The 18,497-nt window shown below is 49.6% G+C and carries 16 protein-coding genes; 2 read left to right on the top strand and 14 right to left on the bottom strand.

From position 1 onward, the window contains the following. From FDX19_RS03060 to flhD, 7 genes are all read right to left on the bottom strand, one after another. Positions 1-3,185: autotransporter outer membrane beta-barrel domain-containing protein (locus FDX19_RS03060; RefSeq protein WP_137381862.1), on the bottom strand; the 3,185-nt coding region annotated here is incomplete at its 3' end. Positions 3,186-3,538: 353 nt separating this feature from the next. Next, on the bottom strand, positions 3,539-4,042 hold the full coding sequence (cheW, locus tag FDX19_RS03055) for a chemotaxis protein CheW (protein ID WP_042307767.1): 504 nt from the start codon (positions 4,040-4,042) through the stop codon (positions 3,539-3,541). A 21-nt stretch (positions 4,043-4,063) separates the two neighbouring features. Further along, positions 4,064-6,115: a chemotaxis protein CheA gene (gene cheA / locus FDX19_RS03050; protein ID WP_137381551.1), complete on the bottom strand. Its 2,052-nt coding sequence runs from the start codon at positions 6,113-6,115 to the stop codon at positions 4,064-4,066. 4 nt (positions 6,116-6,119) lie between these two features. Then, complete coding sequence (gene motB / locus FDX19_RS03045; protein WP_005127690.1) at positions 6,120-7,049, bottom strand: flagellar motor protein MotB; 930 nt, start codon at positions 7,047-7,049, stop codon at positions 6,120-6,122. Next, complete coding sequence (gene motA / locus FDX19_RS03040; RefSeq protein WP_005127691.1) at positions 7,046-7,933, bottom strand: flagellar motor stator protein MotA; 888 nt, start codon at positions 7,931-7,933, stop codon at positions 7,046-7,048. Before motA ends, motB begins: the two co-directional genes overlap by 4 nt. 124 nt (positions 7,934-8,057) lie before the next feature. Next, positions 8,058-8,636 (bottom strand): flagellar transcriptional regulator FlhC, encoded by a 579-nt coding sequence (gene flhC, locus FDX19_RS03035; protein ID WP_005127694.1) that lies wholly within the window; start codon positions 8,634-8,636, stop codon positions 8,058-8,060. Between the two features lie 2 nt (positions 8,637-8,638). Beyond that, on the bottom strand, positions 8,639-8,980 hold the full coding sequence (gene flhD, locus FDX19_RS03030) for a flagellar transcriptional regulator FlhD (RefSeq protein WP_040232414.1): 342 nt from the start codon (positions 8,978-8,980) through the stop codon (positions 8,639-8,641). Between the two features lie 794 nt (positions 8,981-9,774). Between flhD and uspC the strand changes: the two genes are divergently transcribed. Beyond that, positions 9,775-10,203: a universal stress protein UspC gene (gene uspC, locus FDX19_RS03020; protein WP_137381549.1), complete on the top strand. Its 429-nt coding sequence runs from the start codon at positions 9,775-9,777 to the stop codon at positions 10,201-10,203. On the opposite strand, the gene otsA is transcribed toward uspC, so the two are convergent. The 6 genes from otsA to FDX19_RS02990 form a co-directional block, all read right to left on the bottom strand. After that, a complete protein-coding gene (gene otsA, locus FDX19_RS03015; protein WP_137381548.1) occupies positions 10,204-11,625 on the bottom strand; it encodes an alpha,alpha-trehalose-phosphate synthase in 1,422 nt (473 codons plus the stop codon). Beyond that, the gene (gene otsB, locus FDX19_RS03010; RefSeq protein ID WP_137381547.1) at positions 11,600-12,403 is read right to left on the bottom strand and encodes a trehalose-phosphatase; all 804 of its coding nucleotides are present in this window, start codon (positions 12,401-12,403) and stop codon (positions 11,600-11,602) included. Before otsB ends, otsA begins: the two co-directional genes overlap by 26 nt. A gap of 175 nt (positions 12,404-12,578) precedes the next feature. Further along, positions 12,579-13,565, bottom strand: coding sequence for an arabinose ABC transporter permease AraH (gene araH / locus FDX19_RS03005; protein WP_137381861.1), 987 nt, complete (start codon positions 13,563-13,565; stop codon positions 12,579-12,581). A gap of 14 nt (positions 13,566-13,579) precedes the next feature. Continuing rightward, a complete protein-coding gene (gene araG, locus FDX19_RS03000; RefSeq protein ID WP_115643238.1) occupies positions 13,580-15,094 on the bottom strand; it encodes an L-arabinose ABC transporter ATP-binding protein AraG in 1,515 nt (504 codons plus the stop codon). A 105-nt stretch (positions 15,095-15,199) separates the two neighbouring features. Beyond that, positions 15,200-16,189, bottom strand: coding sequence for an arabinose ABC transporter substrate-binding protein (locus FDX19_RS02995; protein ID WP_137381546.1), 990 nt, complete (start codon positions 16,187-16,189; stop codon positions 15,200-15,202). A 318-nt stretch (positions 16,190-16,507) separates the two neighbouring features. Then, entirely contained in the window at positions 16,508-17,065 is a 558-nt protein-coding gene (locus FDX19_RS02990) for a DJ-1/PfpI family protein (protein WP_137381545.1), read from the bottom strand. 546 nt (positions 17,066-17,611) lie between these two features. Here FDX19_RS02990 and FDX19_RS02985 point away from each other — a divergent pair. Further along, entirely contained in the window at positions 17,612-18,115 is a 504-nt protein-coding gene (locus FDX19_RS02985; RefSeq protein WP_137381544.1) for a non-heme ferritin-like protein, read from the top strand. An 81-nt stretch (positions 18,116-18,196) separates the two neighbouring features. Here the strand turns inward: FDX19_RS02985 and FDX19_RS02980 are convergent, their stop codons facing one another. Beyond that, entirely contained in the window at positions 18,197-18,448 is a 252-nt protein-coding gene (locus tag FDX19_RS02980; RefSeq protein WP_137381543.1) for a DUF2766 family protein, read from the bottom strand. Positions 18,449-18,497: the final 49 nt, after the last annotated feature.

Raw genomic sequence — 18,497 nt, 5'->3', positions numbered from 1 at the left:
ACCGCGTCCGCTTTATATTGCTGCCATGTTGCCTGAGCCTGCGGCGTCAGGCTGACGACATTTTGGTTTGCAAGTATGATGTCGTACCGATAGCCAGTTTCCACAGAGACCGCGCTGGCCGTTGAATCATAATCCGTTGACCCGACATCGCCGTTATCGACGCTGTTATTGTAGAGCCCGTACTGATACCAACTGTCCACATACAGGCCGCTGTGATTCTTCGCATCCGCAAACCAGGTAGCATAAGCGCCAAGATTATAACCGGCTACGTTACCACTGGCAGAGAACTGGCTCCCATCCGCCCCTCGGTTGCCTGTACTGTCCGTGTCGGCGTTAATGTAACTCACCATCACTCCCGCCTTCAGGCTCTGCTCGCCATTACCCCAGCTAAGCACATCACCACCGATTTGCAGTTGCGAGTAAGTGTTGTCAATATCCACATGACCGTCTGCAGCGGTTGACGACGCATCACCTGCTTTAAAGCGCATCCACATACTGCCATCATCGGTACGTAATTGACTCCCTTCGCGGTCATAAAGGGTCTGCATTTGCAGATTACGCGCCATCCACTGGTTGCCCAGATAAGCGCCAATATCAGCCCGATATTGCGGATCCACCGGTTTACTATCCCCACCATCGTCCGGGTCCACTGGCGTAACATCACCACCATCATCCGGATCCACTGGTGTAACATCACCACCATCATCCGGGTCTACCGGCGTAACATCACCACCATCGTCCGGGTCCACCGGCGTAACATCGTCGCCGTCATCAGGATCTACCGGCGTGACAGCCTGCGAACGCAAATACCAGTCACCGCCGTCTTCATACAATCGGTATTCATACAAACCTGTCTGCACCTGATTACCCTGGGTAAAAACGCCATCAGACTGACCGCCGACATCAATCACTTCAATACCTTTTGTTGTTAACGCCCCTTCCCCGCCGATGTTATTGACATACAGCGTCGTACTACCGGAAGTATCACCAGTGATAATCACTTTATCCGTCGGTGAATTGTCATCCCCTAACTGCGTGTTCAGATAAAGATCACCGTCACCACCGTAATAATTCCCATTAATCGTCAGCGTTCTGAATTGTCCGTTCTGTGAAGGCGTATCAAATACAATATCTCCGGCATTATCTAATTGAGTTAAAGAGGAATCACCGGTAATTGCCCATTGCGTCTGTTCAGCCAGTGAGAGATTCAGCGAGGAGTCTACCGTCGGATCGGTGTTAACAAAGGTCGCCCCCACCAACCGTGAACCAGACGCCATCTCCAGTGAAATACTGCCTTCACCTGCGCTAATGATATCGCCCGTAATATCCATTACGCCTGAACCGGTCACGGTCCCGCCGGGTAAGAGATTTCCCGCACGGTCGGAAACAAAAATAGCGACCCCATCCTGGGTTTTAATTGTGGTGTCACCGGTCAGCGATATTGCCCCGCCCTGCTGAACCACCGCCCCATAACCATTTGCCCCACTCGCTGTCACATCAATGGTCAGGTTTTCACCATTAATTATTCCCGGACGACTTAAATCATTACTTCCTACCGCCCAAAGCCCGTAAGGGTTATTCTGCCCACTCATGATAATATCGGTATTCGCGATATTAACCGTTGCACCGTAAAACTGGGATGACACACCGTAACCATCGATCGCGTAAATAACATTTCGATTGTCGGCATCCCCTTTAAAATCAAGAGTACTCCCGGAGGTCGCAGCGATACCGCTGGTCGCAGAGCCCAACGTAGCAGAACTTCTGCCGTCAACAGCGCTGCCTGCGCCAATCATCACATCGCCCCCCTGTGCAATGATGCCCACAGACTGAGCGGTATTGACGGTAAGCGCATCCGCGTGGAATTCCCCCCCCGTCACCCAGAGGGTCGTCGCCTCTCCGGTTGCGCTGATGATGCTGTTTTGGCCTAAATCCATAAAACCGGTACTCATTGATATTGCATTTACCTGCGACCCAGTCACATCAATCGTCAGATTATCAGCAATAAGTTCAGAACCTTTTGCCGCGGGGTTTATCGTTACTCCAGCCCCATCAAAGAACCCGGTGATTGAGATGGTCGATCCGCTGCCCAAATCAATGCGTGATCCGGTGCCATTAATAGCGATGCCACGCGTGGTACACCCTCCTGTGCGACAGTCCAGAGTCGTACTGATATTAATATCCATATTATTGGCGATTAAAGTAGCATCAGGCCCCGTAACGGAGATGCCTTCAGCAAGATCGGAGGTACCATTGATGGTGACTCTGCTGTTATCGCCCAAATCAACATGATTATTTTTACCCAGCTTCAAACCTGTCACAGAACCATAATCTGTTGCCAGTCCTGTTGCCGTGACAGTGAGTTGGTCGGCATCCAATACGCCATCAGTACCGATCTCAATACCGGTTGTAATATTATTGCCCTCTGCAACCACCTGGCTGTTTTTACCTAAATCAATGTTGGCATTACCCGTACTTTGAATCCCCCACGCAGTGTTGTCTTTACTCGTCGCATGGATAAAACCATTATCCATGGTGAAAGTACTACTCCCGTCTAATAAATAGACACCGCGGGCATCACCTATCCCACCAATACTATAATCCGTTTCAGTTATGGCTGTAATAGAACTTCCACTACCCAGATCGACGTTACTGTATTTGCCTATATTTCTAAACCCATAAACATTATTTTTACCCGACACATCGATATTAATACCGGATGCTGTTACTTCTGTACCCGGGTTATTACCTGAAATCAAAATTCCGCTGGTATTTTTACTTGAATTTTGTGTGCCATCCGTATCGGTGACATGGATTTCGGTATTCGTGCCTAAATCATTTTTGGTGCCATTATCCAGTGAAACACCGGTAGACAGGGTTTCACCCGATACGTTGATAATTGTTTTTCCTTGAATCTGTAAGCCATCACCACCGGCAGTGATGCTCTCAACCCCCGTGGTATTTGTTTGCCCGCTAGCCGTAACGACATCATTATCATTCAAAATGATCGATGCACCGTTTTGTGGGCCTAACTCTGCAGCATTGACAGCAGCAGTAAAGATTAATGTTGCGAGGCCTGTTACCTTGATGCTATTACGCATTCCATTATTACCGCGGGAAAACTCACCAGCAACCACAAACATATTACGCGCCGTACTCCAGACTATATTATATATAGCATTCATATTTAGTTCCCTCTACGCCAATAGAAAAATCAGAAGGCACAACTTCATTATATATTCATGAGCAATATAAACCATTTTAAATGATAAATTATTTATATATTGCACTTGTAGATTATATTATATGTACCAACAAGCGACAGATACTATAAAGATTCGCCAGTTTTAATTAAAGAAAAAAATACAAATAAACCAAGTGAATGAAATAACAATAAACATTCAAAATTAAAATCAAAAAAACTATTATTACTTAATCTCCCTATGCCCAAAATTAAATGCAAAACGCCCTCCATATTGTGGAGGGCGTTTAATCACTGCCTGCTTAATATTACAAAGAATGATAATATTGACTACTTTTATGCCATATGCGCAGCCGCGATATCCAATAGCGCCATCTCTTCGCTGTTCAGCAGTTTCTCAATATTCACCAGAATCAGCATCCGGTCACCCAACGCCCCCAGCCCGGTCAGATATTCCGTAGACAAGGTGACAGCAAACTCAGGCGCAGGACGGATTTGATCGGTCGTCAGCGACAGAACGTCAGATACGCCATCCACCACAATCCCAACCACTCGTTGTCCCAGATTCAGCACAATCACCACGGTGTTTTCGTTGTAATCCACATCGCTCTGGCTGAATTTCACACGCAGATCAACAATCGGCACAATCACGCCGCGCAGGTTAGTCACTCCTTTAATAAAGGCTGGCGTATTGGCAATACGCGTAACCTGATCGTAGCCGCGAATTTCCTGCACTTTCAGGATATCGATACCGTACTCTTCATCCCCCAGCGTAAACACGAGGAATTCCTGACCTGACGGTTCGCCGGCCAGTTTAGTTACATTACTCATACCGGTCATATTCTTCCCTTTCTTACTCAATCAGGCGGCTGTGATTGCCACACGTTGTTCGCGGTTTAACCCCTGCAATGCAGAGACATCGACAATCAGCGCGACGCTACCGTCGCCGAGGATCGTTGCTGCGGAAATGCCTGGCACTTTGCGGTAGTTGCTTTCCAGGTTTTTTACCACCACCTGGTGTTGACCAATTAACTGATCGACCAGCAACGCGTAGCGACGCCCTGCACTTTGTAAAATCACGACAATACCCTGAGTTGCTTCGGTTTTTGCACCTTCAACTTCAAAGACTTTCCACAGCTCAACCAGCGGTAAATACTCACCACGCACTTCCAGAACGCGCTCTCCCCCGGCCAGCGGATGGAGATCTTCTTCCCGAGGTTGCAGAGATTCCATCACCGCATTCAGCGGCAGGATAAACACTTCATCGGCTACACGAACGGACATGCCATCAAGGATAGCCAGCGTCAGCGGCAGCAGGATACGGATGGTTGTGCCCTGGCCCTGTTTCGACTGGATCTCAACATGGCCGCCCATCTCCTGGATATTTCGCTTCACTACGTCCATACCGACACCACGCCCGGAAACATCCGTCACCTGCTCGGCGGTCGAGAATCCCGGGGCAAAGATCAGCATGCCGACTTCGTCATCGCTCATGTTTTCGTGGATTGGCATCCCCTGGGAAATAGCCTTCGCCAGGATACGCTCGCGGTTCAGACCCGCGCCATCATCGGTTACTTCGATACAAATATTCCCGCCCTGGTGTTCGGCAGAAAGTGTCAGATTACCAATCGGACTTTTCCCGGATTCGATGCGTTTTTCCGGCAATTCAATACCGTGATCGAGGCTGTTACGCACCAGGTGCGTCAACGGATCGATAATGCGTTCGATCAGGCTCTTATCCAGTTCGGTGGAGCTACCGACCTGGGTTAGTTCAACCTGTTTGCCCAATTTACCCGCCAGATCGCGCACCAGACGCGGGAAGCGGCTGAAAACATATTCCATCGGCATCATACGAATCGACATCACCGACTCTTGCAGATCGCGGGCGTTACGTTGTAACTGTCCCATGCTGGTGATGAGATCGCCATGGTTTACCGGATCCAGTTCGTTCGAACGCTGAGCCAGCATTGACTGTGTGATAACCAGTTCACCCACCAGGTTAATCAGCTGATCAACCTTCTCAACCGCCACGCGGATACTGGTTGATTCGCTGGCCCGGGCAGGTTTCTCACGCTCTGCTCGTCCATGCGGCGCTTCGTTGACGGTCGCTTTGGCCACCGGCGCAGGCGCAGGTGCAGCAACCGGCAGCGGCTGTGGTTCGACGACATCAGCAACGGCTGGCGTTTCTGCAGCAGTTGGCGCAGCAGTGACGGTTTCGAACTCAATCTGATCCGCTTCGATGACGAAGCAGAGCACAGCAATAATGTCATCTTCAGCGAGGCTACCGTCGATCGTTGCCGACAGCGTATCGGCACCTTTGACCACATCGCTTAAGGTCGCCAGATTCCCCAGTTCCTCTTCCAGTAAATCGACTTCACTGGCTTTAAGGCGCGAGAGAATAATCCGCTTTTTGATCTCTTCAGCGACAGGGGCGGCTTGTGCAACCACCTCGTCTGGTATCGCCGTGCTATCAACAACGCTCAGTTTGGCGCTATTGACCACCGCGGGCGCGGTTTCACCTTTTGCTTCGAGCGCTAACTGTCGTAACGCATTACAAATGTACTCAAAGCTGGCGGCATCCGGCTCCTCTGAGTTTTTATAGGCGTCGAGCTGTTCCTGCATAATATCTTTCGTTTCCAAAAACAGGTTGATAATGTCGGCATTGAGCTGCATCTCGCCACGCCGCGCTTCATCCAGCAGGTTTTCCATCAGATGGGTCGTTTCCTGCAAAATGGTAAAGCCGAAAGTGCCCGCCCCGCCTTTAATCGAGTGCGCTGCACGAAAAATGGCATTCAGCTGTTCGGAGTCCGGGGCTTCAGGCACCAAATCCAGCAGGTGTTGCTCCATGTCAGCCAACAGTTCGTCAGCTTCATCAAAAAATGTCTGATAAAAATCGCTAATATCCATGCTCACGCTATCACCTCGGATTGGCTGGTGGCGATGTGGGAACGCTTGCCGGCGGCAGCGCCACTGGCTGTTGTAAGACACTTACCGGCTCATTCTGGCTTTCAGCGTTTTCATGCAAAATGGCCTCTTCGGCCTGCTTATTCAGAACCAGCAGGCTTATACGGCGGTTGATGGCGTCCTCGGGACCGCGATCGCTCAGACGCATCGTGGCGGCCATACCTACCACCCGTAATACTTTTCCATCATCCAGTCCGCCGCTGACCAGCTCGCGACGCGATGCATTGGCGCGGTCGGCAGACAGTTCCCAGTTGCTATATCCCTTCTCGCCGTTGGCATAGGGATAATCATCCGTATGACCAGAAAGACTGATACGGTTTGGGATCCCGTTCAGCACCGGCGCAATCGCCCGCAAAATATCACGCATGTAAGGTTCAACCTCTGCGCTTCCGGTTTTAAACATCGGGCGGTTCTGACTGTCGATAATCTGTATCCGCAGCCCTTCCTGGACCAAATCAATTTTCAGATGTGGGCGTAGTGCGCGCAGCTTAGGATCGGATTCAATCAATTGATCGAGATCGCCACGCAGCTTGCTCAGGCGGCTTTGCTCCATACGCTTTCTCAGATCATCAATGTTGGGCTGCTTGTTCACTTCCCCCTGCTGCTGGGTGTAATCATCACCCCCACCAGGAATTGGGCTTTGGCTGTTCGAGATCCGATTTCCGCCCGTCACCGCAGTGGCCAGCGGAGTACGGAAATATTCGGCAATTTGAATCAGTTCTTTAGGGCTGGAGATGGAAATAAGCCACATCACCAGAAAGAAGGCCATCATCGCGGTCATAAAATCGGCGTAGGCAATTTTCCACGAACCATGCGCCCCACCACCGTGATTTTTATGTTTGCGTCGCTTTACGACGATAATGGGATGGGCCTGATTTTTCATGCGTCCTCGGTCGTCTGCTGCGCTGCTGGATTCCTCACCGCACGAACATGCTCTTCCAGTTCGATAAACGAAGGACGCTCGCTGGAATACAGCGTCTTACGACCAAACTCGACCGCAATCGGTGGCGCGTAGCCATTCAAATTGGAGAGCAGAGTTATCTTCACGCACTGCATCATCTTGGTTGTTTCAGCGCTTTTCTGTCGCAGGACACTGGCGAGTGGGGAAATAAATCCATAGGCCAGTAAAATACCAAGGAATGTCCCTACCATGGCGTGTGCAATCAGGGCACCCAGTTCAGCCGCCGGACGATCGGCAGAAGCCAGCGCATGTACAACCCCCATCACCGCCGCCACGATCCCGAACGCCGGTAATGAGTCACCGACCATTGCAAGACTGTTAGCCGGAACTTCGGCCTCGCTTTCATGCGTCTCAATCTCTTCGTCCATCAGCGCTTCAATTTCAAACGTATTCATGTTGCCGCTGATAATCAGACGCAGATAATCGACAATAAAATCAAGCATCACCGCATCCGCAAGAATACGCGGATAGCTGGCGAAAATTTCACTCTCTTTTGGATTTTCGATATCGCGTTCCAGCGAGAACATGCCTTGCTGACGTGACTTAGCCATCAGGCGGTAGAGTAAGGCCAGTAGGTCCATATACATGGCTTTGGTATATTTCGAACGCCGAAAAAGCAACGGGATCGCTTTCATCGTCCCTTTGATGGCTTTACCGTTGTTGCCAACGATAAATGCCCCGATACCTGCGCCACCGATGATCACCAGCTCAGCCGGTTGATAGAGTGCCCCAAGGTGTCCGCCGGTCATCATGTAACCGCCGAAAACTGTACCAATAACAACCAGGTAACCTAATAAGATAAGCACGACATCATCCTTTCGCAATTGACTATGACAGGATGCGCAGTCGGGCAGTTAACTCATGGTCAGGACAAAAAAAAGCAGCGGTAATCGCTTACCGCTGCTGGAGTGTTTATCCACACCGTTTCAGTTAAACAGCCTGTTCGATCTGTTCATCCAGCAGTTGTGGAATAATATCGGCAGCATTCTGGGAAAGTTTACGTCTTTTTACAGCTCGCGATGGCGGCTGACATAAACTGCAGGCAAAGCTGCCTGCGGGTTGGTGCGCATGGGTAATAAAATTTCCGCCGCAGCAGTTACAGGCGGACAATTCAAGCAAACCACTGTCAACAAAACGGACCAGGGTCCACGCACGAGTCAGCGCCAGCAATGGCCCTTCTTCTGGCTGCGGGCACTGCTCAAGGTATAACCGATACGCTTTAATCACGGCATCCACGCCGCTGCACAAACCGGTTTTAAGCAGAAATTGCCATGCATTACAAAACATCGATGCATGAATATTTTGTTCCCACGTCATAAACCAGTCGGTGGAAAACGGAAGCATCCCTTTTGGCGGAGGACTACCGCGTAATTCTTTGTACAGCTTGATGAGTCGGCCACGGCTTAATTGCGTTTCGCTTTCCAGCATTTGCAAACGGGCGCCCAATGTGATTAATTCCATCGCTAACTGGATATCACGCGCTTCCTGAACAATGCTTTTTTCGCTCATCATCAAGCCCTTTTCTTACGCGCTGCGTCATCGATGTCGTTAAGCAGGCGTGTTGAAAGCATAATACCGGTATGAATTTGCTGAAGATCGTCAACGCGGGAATCTTGCGTCAGACGCGTTACAGTCTGATGATCGTCGAAACGGAAATGGCATACCAGTTGATTGGTTTCAGCCAATTTGACCATTTGAGGAAGTGTTAATGTTGCCAATGTATCCGCCATCTCCTCGCTGATACCCAAGCGGAACATTGCAGACGCTTTGTCCTGAACGATCAAACGCTGTGCTAGCAATAAATACGACAAATTGATGTCATAAATGTGTTTCAGCAACTCGGATGTATGCATTATTTGCATCCATAATAACCAACATTATTTTCATGCGGCAGAACCGCACCCCGTGATGTCGCCGGGAAGGCCCGGTAAAAAAAAAGCAAAAGGTCAAATACATAGCAACGTGATGGTGCTTACGCGTTGTCTAAACATTCCTTTCTTAGAATGCCGCGTCCCTTACAAGCTCACATCATTTCTTACAAATGTCTAAGATTTTTCCTAATTCGACGCAACTCTACCCGCCACCCGTTACACATACAACGTAGCCATGCTGCGAATTTAAAGAATATGTGACGTAGATCACATAATCAAGCTAAACACTTAACATAAATCCATCAGCACAGCTTTTATTTTGGCTATTTTTTAAACCACCGTTATCTTTTTCGATTCCAGCTATACGAATAATCTTGCAATAAAAGCGAATAGTATTCTGTTTACGAACGTTAATATCACGCGCTGAAATAGCGAGCTGGATCACAGATTTAATATGAAATGACATTTTAATTAAATTCTTTATAAACAAAGACTTAAATATTAAGACTGATTAATTAATACCGGGCTGTGATAACCGTCTAAATGTTAATTGATGTATACTATTTATTAACAAGTTGTTTTTATTAGGGATGAGTTTAACTTAAATCATCCGAACAGATTTACAGCTTATATGAAGTGATTATTCTATTTATAAGAATAATTAATGAATAATCATGATGACATTCACACAATTACCATACGAAACGTAGCAGTATGGTGGTATACGGTTAAAACTGAAGAGTTCTCTCATAATTCATGAACAAAAGGAGCGAGTTATGAGCTATGCGCACATTCTTGTCGCTGTTGCCGCCACCCCCGAAAGCCACCAGCTGTTAGCAAAGGCTGTTTCCATCGCTCGCCCTGTCAACGCCCGCATTAGTCTGATAACCCTGGTTTCAGATCCCGAACTGTATAACCAGTTTGCCGCCCCAATGCTGGAAGATCTGCGGGAAGTCATGCAAGAAGAGACCCATAACTTTATCGATCAGTTAAGCAAAGAGGCGCAGTACCCCATTGCGCACACGTTTATTACCTATGGGACATTGAACGAACATATTCTGGATGTATGCCGCAAACACGCGGTTGATCTGGTGATTTATGGCAACCATAACCACAGTTTCTTTTCGCGAGCCTCCTGCTCAGCGAAAAGCGTGGTCAGCGCAAGCCAGGTTGATGTGTTACTGGTGCCACTTGCCGGCGATTAATCACGCCAGTTTGCTGCAGGCTGTCTGCGGGTCAGGCGACAGGTTTTCCGTATGACGCGATGCGATGTTCTTCAGATCGCAAATGAATCTCGCCTGCCAGTTGTTGATATCATTTTTAACGATAGTCTGCAGCATTGCCGCATGACGGGAAATGCGCTCGGCAAGCGGCATCGTCAGAGCCTGGTTTAATGCGCCTGCGACATCATCCCGATCATAAGGGTTTACAATGAGTGCAGAAGTCAGCTCATTCGCAGCCCCGGCAAACTGCGAGAGCACTAGGACGCCGGGGTTAGCAGGGTCCTGTGCGGCGACAAACTCCTTTGCCACCAGATTCATGCCATCGCGCAGTGGCGTCACCAGTCCAACATCAGAGTAACGGAAGACCTTCATCAGTAACTTACGGTCAAAATACTGATTCAGGTAGTACAGCGGCGTCCAGCCCAGTTGCCCGAATTTACCATTGATCCGCCCGGCCTCGGTCTCTAACTGGTGACGAATATCCTGATAAGCCTGTACCTCCTCACGCGAGGTCGGTGCTATCTGCGTATAACGAATCTTACCGTGATGCTGGGGAAACTGTTCCAACAGCGCCTCGTAGGCCTGAAAGCGCTCCGGCAGGCCCTTGGAGTAATCCAGTCGCTCAACAGAGAAGATATTTTTCACATTTTTAAGTTCTGCTTTTAACTGCGCCAGTTTCGGCGGTAGCGGTCCTGATGCTTGCCGTGCAATCTCCTCAGGTGCAATACCAATAGGATAAACCTCCGTGCGGAACGCTTTTCCCCAGGCCAGATGCTGTTTCTCGCGGGGCGTAGTTACCTGAGTTTGCGCCGTCAGACAGTCAAGAAAGGCCTGGCGATCGTTGTCGGTTTGAAAGCCCAATAAATCAAAGTCGCACAGTTGCTCAAGCAACGCCTGATGTGGCGGCAACGCATTGAAAATTTCGGGTGTCGGAAAAGGAATATGCAGAAAAAAACCGATGCAATTATTCACACCACGTTTGCGTAGCTCGCAGGCAAAGGGTAACAAGTGATAATCGTGAACCCAGATGATATCGTCATCGCTAAGCAGTGGCAGCAGCTTATCAACCAGTAAAGCATTCACCCGCTGGTAGCCTTCCCAGGCACTACGCTGAAACTGTACCAGGTCCAGTCGATAATGGAACGCAGGCCATAACACGGCATTGGAAAACTGGCAGTAATACTCTTCGTAATCCTGTTCACTCAGATTAAACGATGCCCAGGTGATGTTGCCACGGGTAACCTTTTTTAACGGTTGATCCTCATTACCTGTATCACCGCTCCAGCCGAACCACAGGCCGCCAGCCGCCTTTAGCGCGCCCAGCACACCTACCGCAAGACCGCCAGCGCTGCCTTTGTCATCCGGTGAGGCAATGCGGTTAGATACTACGACTAAACGACTCATAGCCACCTCTCCTGTCATTTGTTGCGTCTTGTTCCTGCTGCGGACAGTTGATGTGTTCCAGCCAATGCCAGACGTCCCTGACAGCAGCCAGACGCCATGCCGCCTGAGTCTCCCCGCTTCCCACTTTTACCGAGATACCGCCAGCGCGATTAACCACGGTAAAACCTGTTTCATCGGTCAGATCATCACCAACAAAAACAGGGGTCCGTCCGACAAATGGCGCTTCCTGCATAAATGCCGCAATTGCGTCTCCTTTATTGGTGTCCTGTGATTTGATTTCCACAACACACTTCCCGGGCTGCAATGCCAGTTGCGGCCAGATATGGGTAATACGTTCAGCCAACGCCAGCAGCGCGGCCTCATGCTCAGGCGCTTGCCGGTAGTGCAGAGCGAAAGCCATGCCTTTTGTTTCAAGCGTTGTCCCCGGTAACGTCGCCAGCGCCGCATGCAATAACGCCCCCGCTTCGCGCTCGACCGCCGCAGGCAGATGCACAATATGGGTTTGACCATTGATGTCACGGCGTTCTGCCCCATGTACCCCGGCAAGCGGGAAACGATACGGGGTGGTGAGTGCGTCAAGCTCGGCCATTGAGCGCCCTGAAATCAATGCCAGAGCACCCGCATTTTGCGTGGCCAGGCGATGTAATAACTGCAGAATTGTCTGTGGAACAACAACCTGGTCAGGATGCGGTTTGATTTCAGCCAGAGTTCCATCGAGATCGAAAAAATAAGCACAGTTTGTGGGATGCTCAGGGGGTAAGGTTAGCGATGCTGTCACCCGATTCTCCTCCTCGTCATGGTCTGTACGCCGCGCGGATCGCGCCGTATATAGGATGTATGACGGGTATAAGTATAGACAGTGTGACCGTGCTCGCCATTTAGAAAAACAATCGCCAGCCGGGTAGCGGCTGGCGATATGTCGAAGCTAGACTAAAAAGTTGGGATTTAAATCATCAAACAGTACGCTTAGCTTTTTGTTTGTAACGGTCGAAGATCACCGCCGCCAGCAGGATCAAACCGCGCACCACATACTGTGCGAATGGAGAGATATTCAGCAGGTTCATCGCGTTCTCGACCGTCCCCAGAATTAACACCCCTGCAACGACATATGAGATTTTTCCGATGCCGCCTTTGAGCGAAACGCCGCCTAACACACAGGCTGAAATCACGATCAGCTCATAACCGATAGAGGTCATTGGCTGGCCGCTGGTCATACGTGATGCCAGGATAATCCCTGCCACGGCGGATACCAGACCGGAGAGAATGAAGATAATAATCTTCGTGCGAACGACCGGCACCCCAGCCAGACGAGCCGCTTCTTCATTGCCCCCAATTGCCAGCGTATTACGACCAAACGTGGTTTTATTCAACAGCAGGCCAAAAATAATAAAGCAGCCCACGGTTAACCAGATCGGCGCCGGCAGTCCTAACCAGTTGGCATAGCCAAGCGTAAAGAAGCGCTCGTCTTCGATACCCACCGCTTTACCGTCGGAGATAATGTAGGCCAGACCGCGAACAATTTGCATGGTGGCGAGCGTCGTGATCAACGCGTTAATTTTTAAGCGTGCAATCACGAAACCATTCACCAGACCACACAGAACGCCGAGCAACAACCCTGCCGCCACGCCAATCCACAGGCTTTCGGTCATATTAATGACCACTGCCGTCGTCACCCCTGCACAGGCAATAACGGACGCTACCGAGAGGTCAAAATCGCCGGATGCCAGGCAAAATAACATCCCGCACGCAACCATACCCGACATCGATACCGCCAGTCCCAGCCCCTTCATGTTGATGAAAGTCGCAAAGTTTGGCACAAAAAGAGCGCAAACCAGGAACAACACGGCAAACACCACCAGCATCCCGTACTGATCCCAAATTCGGCCAAGATTTAGCGCCGACTTCGCAGCGCCCGAACCCGATGTAGAAACGGAAGACATCATACTCTCCTTATTCAGGCGACTGCCTGGCTGACTTTAGGCATAGCAAGGCTCAACGCCTGGCGTTCATCCGCCTGTTCATGAAGTAATTCACCTGCGATCTCACCTTCTCTCATCACCACAATGCGGTCGGCGACACCAAGAACTTCCGGCAGGTCACTGGAGGCAAACAGCACGGCAACACCGCGCGCAGCCAGGGCATAAATCACGTTATAAATTTCATGCTTCGCACCAACATCAATGCCACGGGTAGGCTCATCCAGCAAAATCACTTTCATCTCTTCCGATAACCAACGCCCCAGAATGGCCTTTTGCTGATTACCGCCAGAGAGATTCATGATCAGTTGCTCTGCACCCGGCGTTTTAATGTTGAGTGAACGGATATGATGGTCAGCATTGGTCTCTTCCCAGCCGTTGTTGATCAAACATCCCCCCGTGACATGTTTACGGCGCGCACTAATATTGATGTTGTTGCGTACCGAATGGACCGGGATGATCCCTTCGGCTTTGCGATCCTCCGGACACAGCATCATGCCTGCTTCAATGGCGTGACTGGGTTTGCGGATATCTATCGCCTGTTCGTCAATAAACACCTGGCCTTGTGTGATTCGCGTCCCGCCAAACAAACCTTTCATTAATTCGCTACGTCCCGCACCAACCAGGCCGAACAGCCCGACGATTTCGCCGCTACGCACCGATAAGCTGATCGGGGTGCGCACGCCTGGCGCTTTTACCTCATGCAGACGCAAACGCTCCGCGCCATAAGGTCTGGCTTTCCAGCCATAGATGTCCCCAAGATCACGCCCCACCATCGCCTGTACCAGTGCGTCGTGATCAACCTGCTGCATATCCGTAAACGTTTTGACGTACTGGCCATCCTTAAACACCGTTATGGCATCGCTGAGGGCGAAAATCTCCTCCATGCGGTGCGAAACGTACAGAATGATGCGGCCCTCATTGCGTAGCTCACGAATTACGCGAAACAGGTTGTCAATCTCCCTGGCGGAAAGAGAGCTGGTGGGTTCATCAAAAGCGATAATCTTGGCATTCCGCGCCAGCGCCTTAGCAATCTCCACCATTTGCCACTGGCCGATAGAGAGATATTTCAACGGAATATCAGGATCGATATCCATTCCCAGATGCTTTAACTGCAGCCCCGCCTCGTAGTTCAACAATGAGCGGTTCACAATCCCACCCTTATGCGGAAGCTGACCTAAATAGATGTTCTCGGCGACGGTCATTTCCGGCACCAAATGCAATTCCTGGTAAATAATGGCGACACCGGCATTCAGCGCAGTGGTTGTGTCCGCAAACGAAACCTCCTGTCCGCGGATCGCTATAGATCCCGTGGTTGGCGCGTAGTTACCGCTGAGAATTTTTAATAATGTTGATTTCCCGGCGCCATTTTCACCCATCAGTGCATGCACCTGACCGGCATAGCAGTCGAAACTAATATCCGTTAGCGCTTTTACGCCAGGGAAGGTTTTGCCAATGCCGTGAAATGAGAGATACGGGGTAGACTGTTGCATAACGTCTCCGTGGATCTAAACGGTTGCCGGATGGCGGCGTAGCCTTATCCGGCCTACTCAGGGCATTATTTGTAGGCCGGATAAGATCGTTTTACGGCAGTTGCGTTATTTGCCGCCTAAGCCTTTTTTCGCCAGTTCTTCTTTGAAGTTGTCGCGAGTAATCAACACCACATCGGTAACTTCAGTAAACACCGGCGGTTCTGCGCCTTTGGTGACCCAGTTGTAGAGCATTTCGCTGGATTTATAACCGTGAACGTCCGGGCTAGGCAGCAGTGAACCGTAGAATCCGGTGGCTTCCCCTTTGGAGAGTTCGCTAATGGCATCAACACCGTTAATACCGATACCAATCACGTTTGCTGCTTTAAACCCCTGTCCTTCGGTAGCGCGCACGCCACCCAGCACGGTGTTGTCGTTCATCCCGACAATCAGCCAGTGTTTAACTTCAGGATGTTGAACCAGCATGGAGTTTGCGGCGTCGAATGCGCCAGGGATATCATTAGATTTGGTTGGGACCTGGTAGATCTGTTTTTCCGGGAAGCCTGCAGCTTTAAGCGCTTCCATCGAACCCGAGGTACGGCGGCGCGCGGTATCCAGTTCGTTGGCGGTAATCGCCATTACAGCAGAAGATTTCACATCCCAGCCACGTTTCTGCATCTCTTTGTACAGTTCCTGGCCCTGGCGTTCACCAATTTTGGTTGCGGCCATCATCACCAATGGCACGGTATCCATTGGCTTACCTTTCGCATTGGCGAACTGATCGTCAACCGCGATGACTTTCATGTCATAGCCACGCGCCTTTGCCATAATGGCAGGCCCGAGTTTTGGGTCCGGCGTACAAATTACAAATCCTTTTGCACCGCTTGCCGCCAGGCTGTCGATAGCATTAAGGGTTTTCTCGCCGTCTGGAACGGCAATTTTAATCACCTCAAACCCAAGGTCTTTACCGGCTTTATCAGCAAACTTCCACTCTGTCTGGAACCAGGGCTCTTCCGGTTGTTTAACCAGGAAACCGAGCTTCATGGATTCAGCGATAGCGGATTGTGACATAATGGCAGCCAGACCGATGGCCGCCAGCGCTTTAGTGAATTTGTGCATGGTTAACTCCAGCTTTAACGTTCTTTTATGTAGGGTAAAATCAAACGATTTTTTGTAATTCGGACGTAAAACAAGGCATTACCTTTTATTGATAAGATCAATGCCAGTGCTGAGAGTATTTTTAGCGGGAAATTGATTCTCCATAAGAGAGCGGCATCACACCCTAGAATTACAGTAGTTGCGTACATAAATTCAGCGGGAAATGACATAAAAAAACACAATTTTCAGAATAGGAAAAATAAGAAATAGCAGATTAATCCATAACCTCAGCCAGTGAATCCTTGTTCCCGAATATCGAAACATCCGGGAGTCCAGTGATTACCAGGGGTAATAAATATGGTCAGCGTGATCGCGAACAGGAATATCGTCTTCTAACAGACGTGCAGAAAGCGTAAACGCAAAATCAAAAATATGGCCCAGTCCTTTGCCACTGATAAGATTGCCATCTTCAACAACAGGCGCGTCGACATACTCGCCGTCGGTGATGGTTTGCCACAGCTCACCTGAACACACGTAGCGCCGTCCTTTCAGCAACCCATTACCCGCCAGCACTCGTGCGGCTGCCGAACAAACCGGGCAAATCAGTTTTCCTGCATCATCATGGCGAGAGACAAACTGGACAACTGCAGCACTGGCGGCAAGATTTACGCTACCCTGTGGGCCCCCTGGCAACACGATCGCATCATAGAAGGCATCCCGACGGGCCTCCAGCGTACTGTCGGTCACCATTGGCACGTCATGATAGCTCACCACCGCACGGGACTCTGCGCAGGCCAGCGTCTCAACCTCAATTTGCAGGCGACGTAGAATATCAATAGTCACAATGGCTTCAGCCTCTTCAAAACCGGGTGCCAGCAACACCGCCACTTTTTTCATATACAACTCCTCGATTAATCCACCGATATCCAACAACAAATGCCGAATAATTCATTCCGTTAAATTTATTAAAACTGATCTGGCGCAAGAAATTAGGTTGAAGATAATTTTCAGGCACATCACTTCACCGGATAATTCCCATCAAAACCAACAGTGATAATCACCAGACGTCATAGAATACCGCGGCATGAAATTTAATTTTGAGACTTGAAACAGCATTTCATTATCTTTATTTTACATAAATTCATTATAAATCATCTAATTACATTCACATCATTTATATACACAAATGACATGGTCAAGAATATTGCTATACCAATATGTAAAAAAACATAAATAGATGGTTTTAAGGATTTTCTTGATGCCTGGCACGCGCTATGCTGATTCACGATCGGAAGCGAATATAATTCGTGATCACCTAAAGGACCGGCGGAACGGATTTATTCTGCTAACAGTATTACTCGTACGTAGATGTGAAGTGCAACGGCAGCCCGTTGCACTGGCGTTGGTGACGTACTTCTCCTTTCTGGAAATAAGGATATTGATATGGCTGCAGTTGGAATTGTTCACAAACTCAACACGCAAATGAACCTTGAGTTTTACGCATCGAATCTCTACCTCCACCTTAGTGAATGGTGCTATGAACACAGCCTGACAGGCACCGCGACGTTTCTGCGCACTCAGGCGCAGGGTAACGTGACGCAAATGATGCGTATGTTTAATTTTATGAAAAGCGCAGGGGCTAACCCCATCGTCAAGGCCATCGATATTCCCGGTGATGACCTAACATCCCTTGAAGAACTGTTTCAGAAAACGCTGGAAGATTATCAGCAGCGTTCCCGTACGCTGTCGCGTCTGACGGATGAAGCAGAAGCGTTGAACGACGCGTCAACCGCTGATTTTCTTCATGATCTGGAAAAAGAACAGCAGCAGGATGGCGTGCTGTTACAAACGATTCTTGATGAAGTTCGTAGCGCTAAACGTGCTGGACTGTGTATGGCGCAAACGGATAAGCATCTGCTAAACGTCGTAAACTACCAACATCACTGATATCCGATCGCAACACATCTGCGCCTCCCGTTCTGAGAGGCGCAAAAAAAACCTTTCTAAAACCTGAAACAACGGTTTATTTTAGTGAGACTCATTCTGCGGGGTGAATTTCAGTTCGATCAACGCAACCGCTTTTTGAATTGCGCGCATCGTAACGGGATCAGCGCCCGCGGGATGGCTGGAAAAGTCGATGTTTTTCAGTTGACTGGACATTTTTTCCCGAACCTCTACCGGGGCAATAACATCAATAACATCCAGGATTTGCTTGATAACCAACTGGCAGGCAACAACGTCCGAGAGCAGTTCCTGATCGGCATTCAGTGTTTGGGACATAGTGAGCTCCTTATAGAAAGGTCGTCATAGTACCCATTCAGCGCTCGAA

The organism is Citrobacter sp. wls619 (assembly GCF_005281345.1).
Lineage (GTDB): Bacteria > Pseudomonadota > Gammaproteobacteria > Enterobacterales > Enterobacteriaceae > Citrobacter.
The sequence above is the reverse complement of the archived record's forward strand: the minus strand, read 5'-3'. Positions and strand labels throughout refer to the sequence as shown.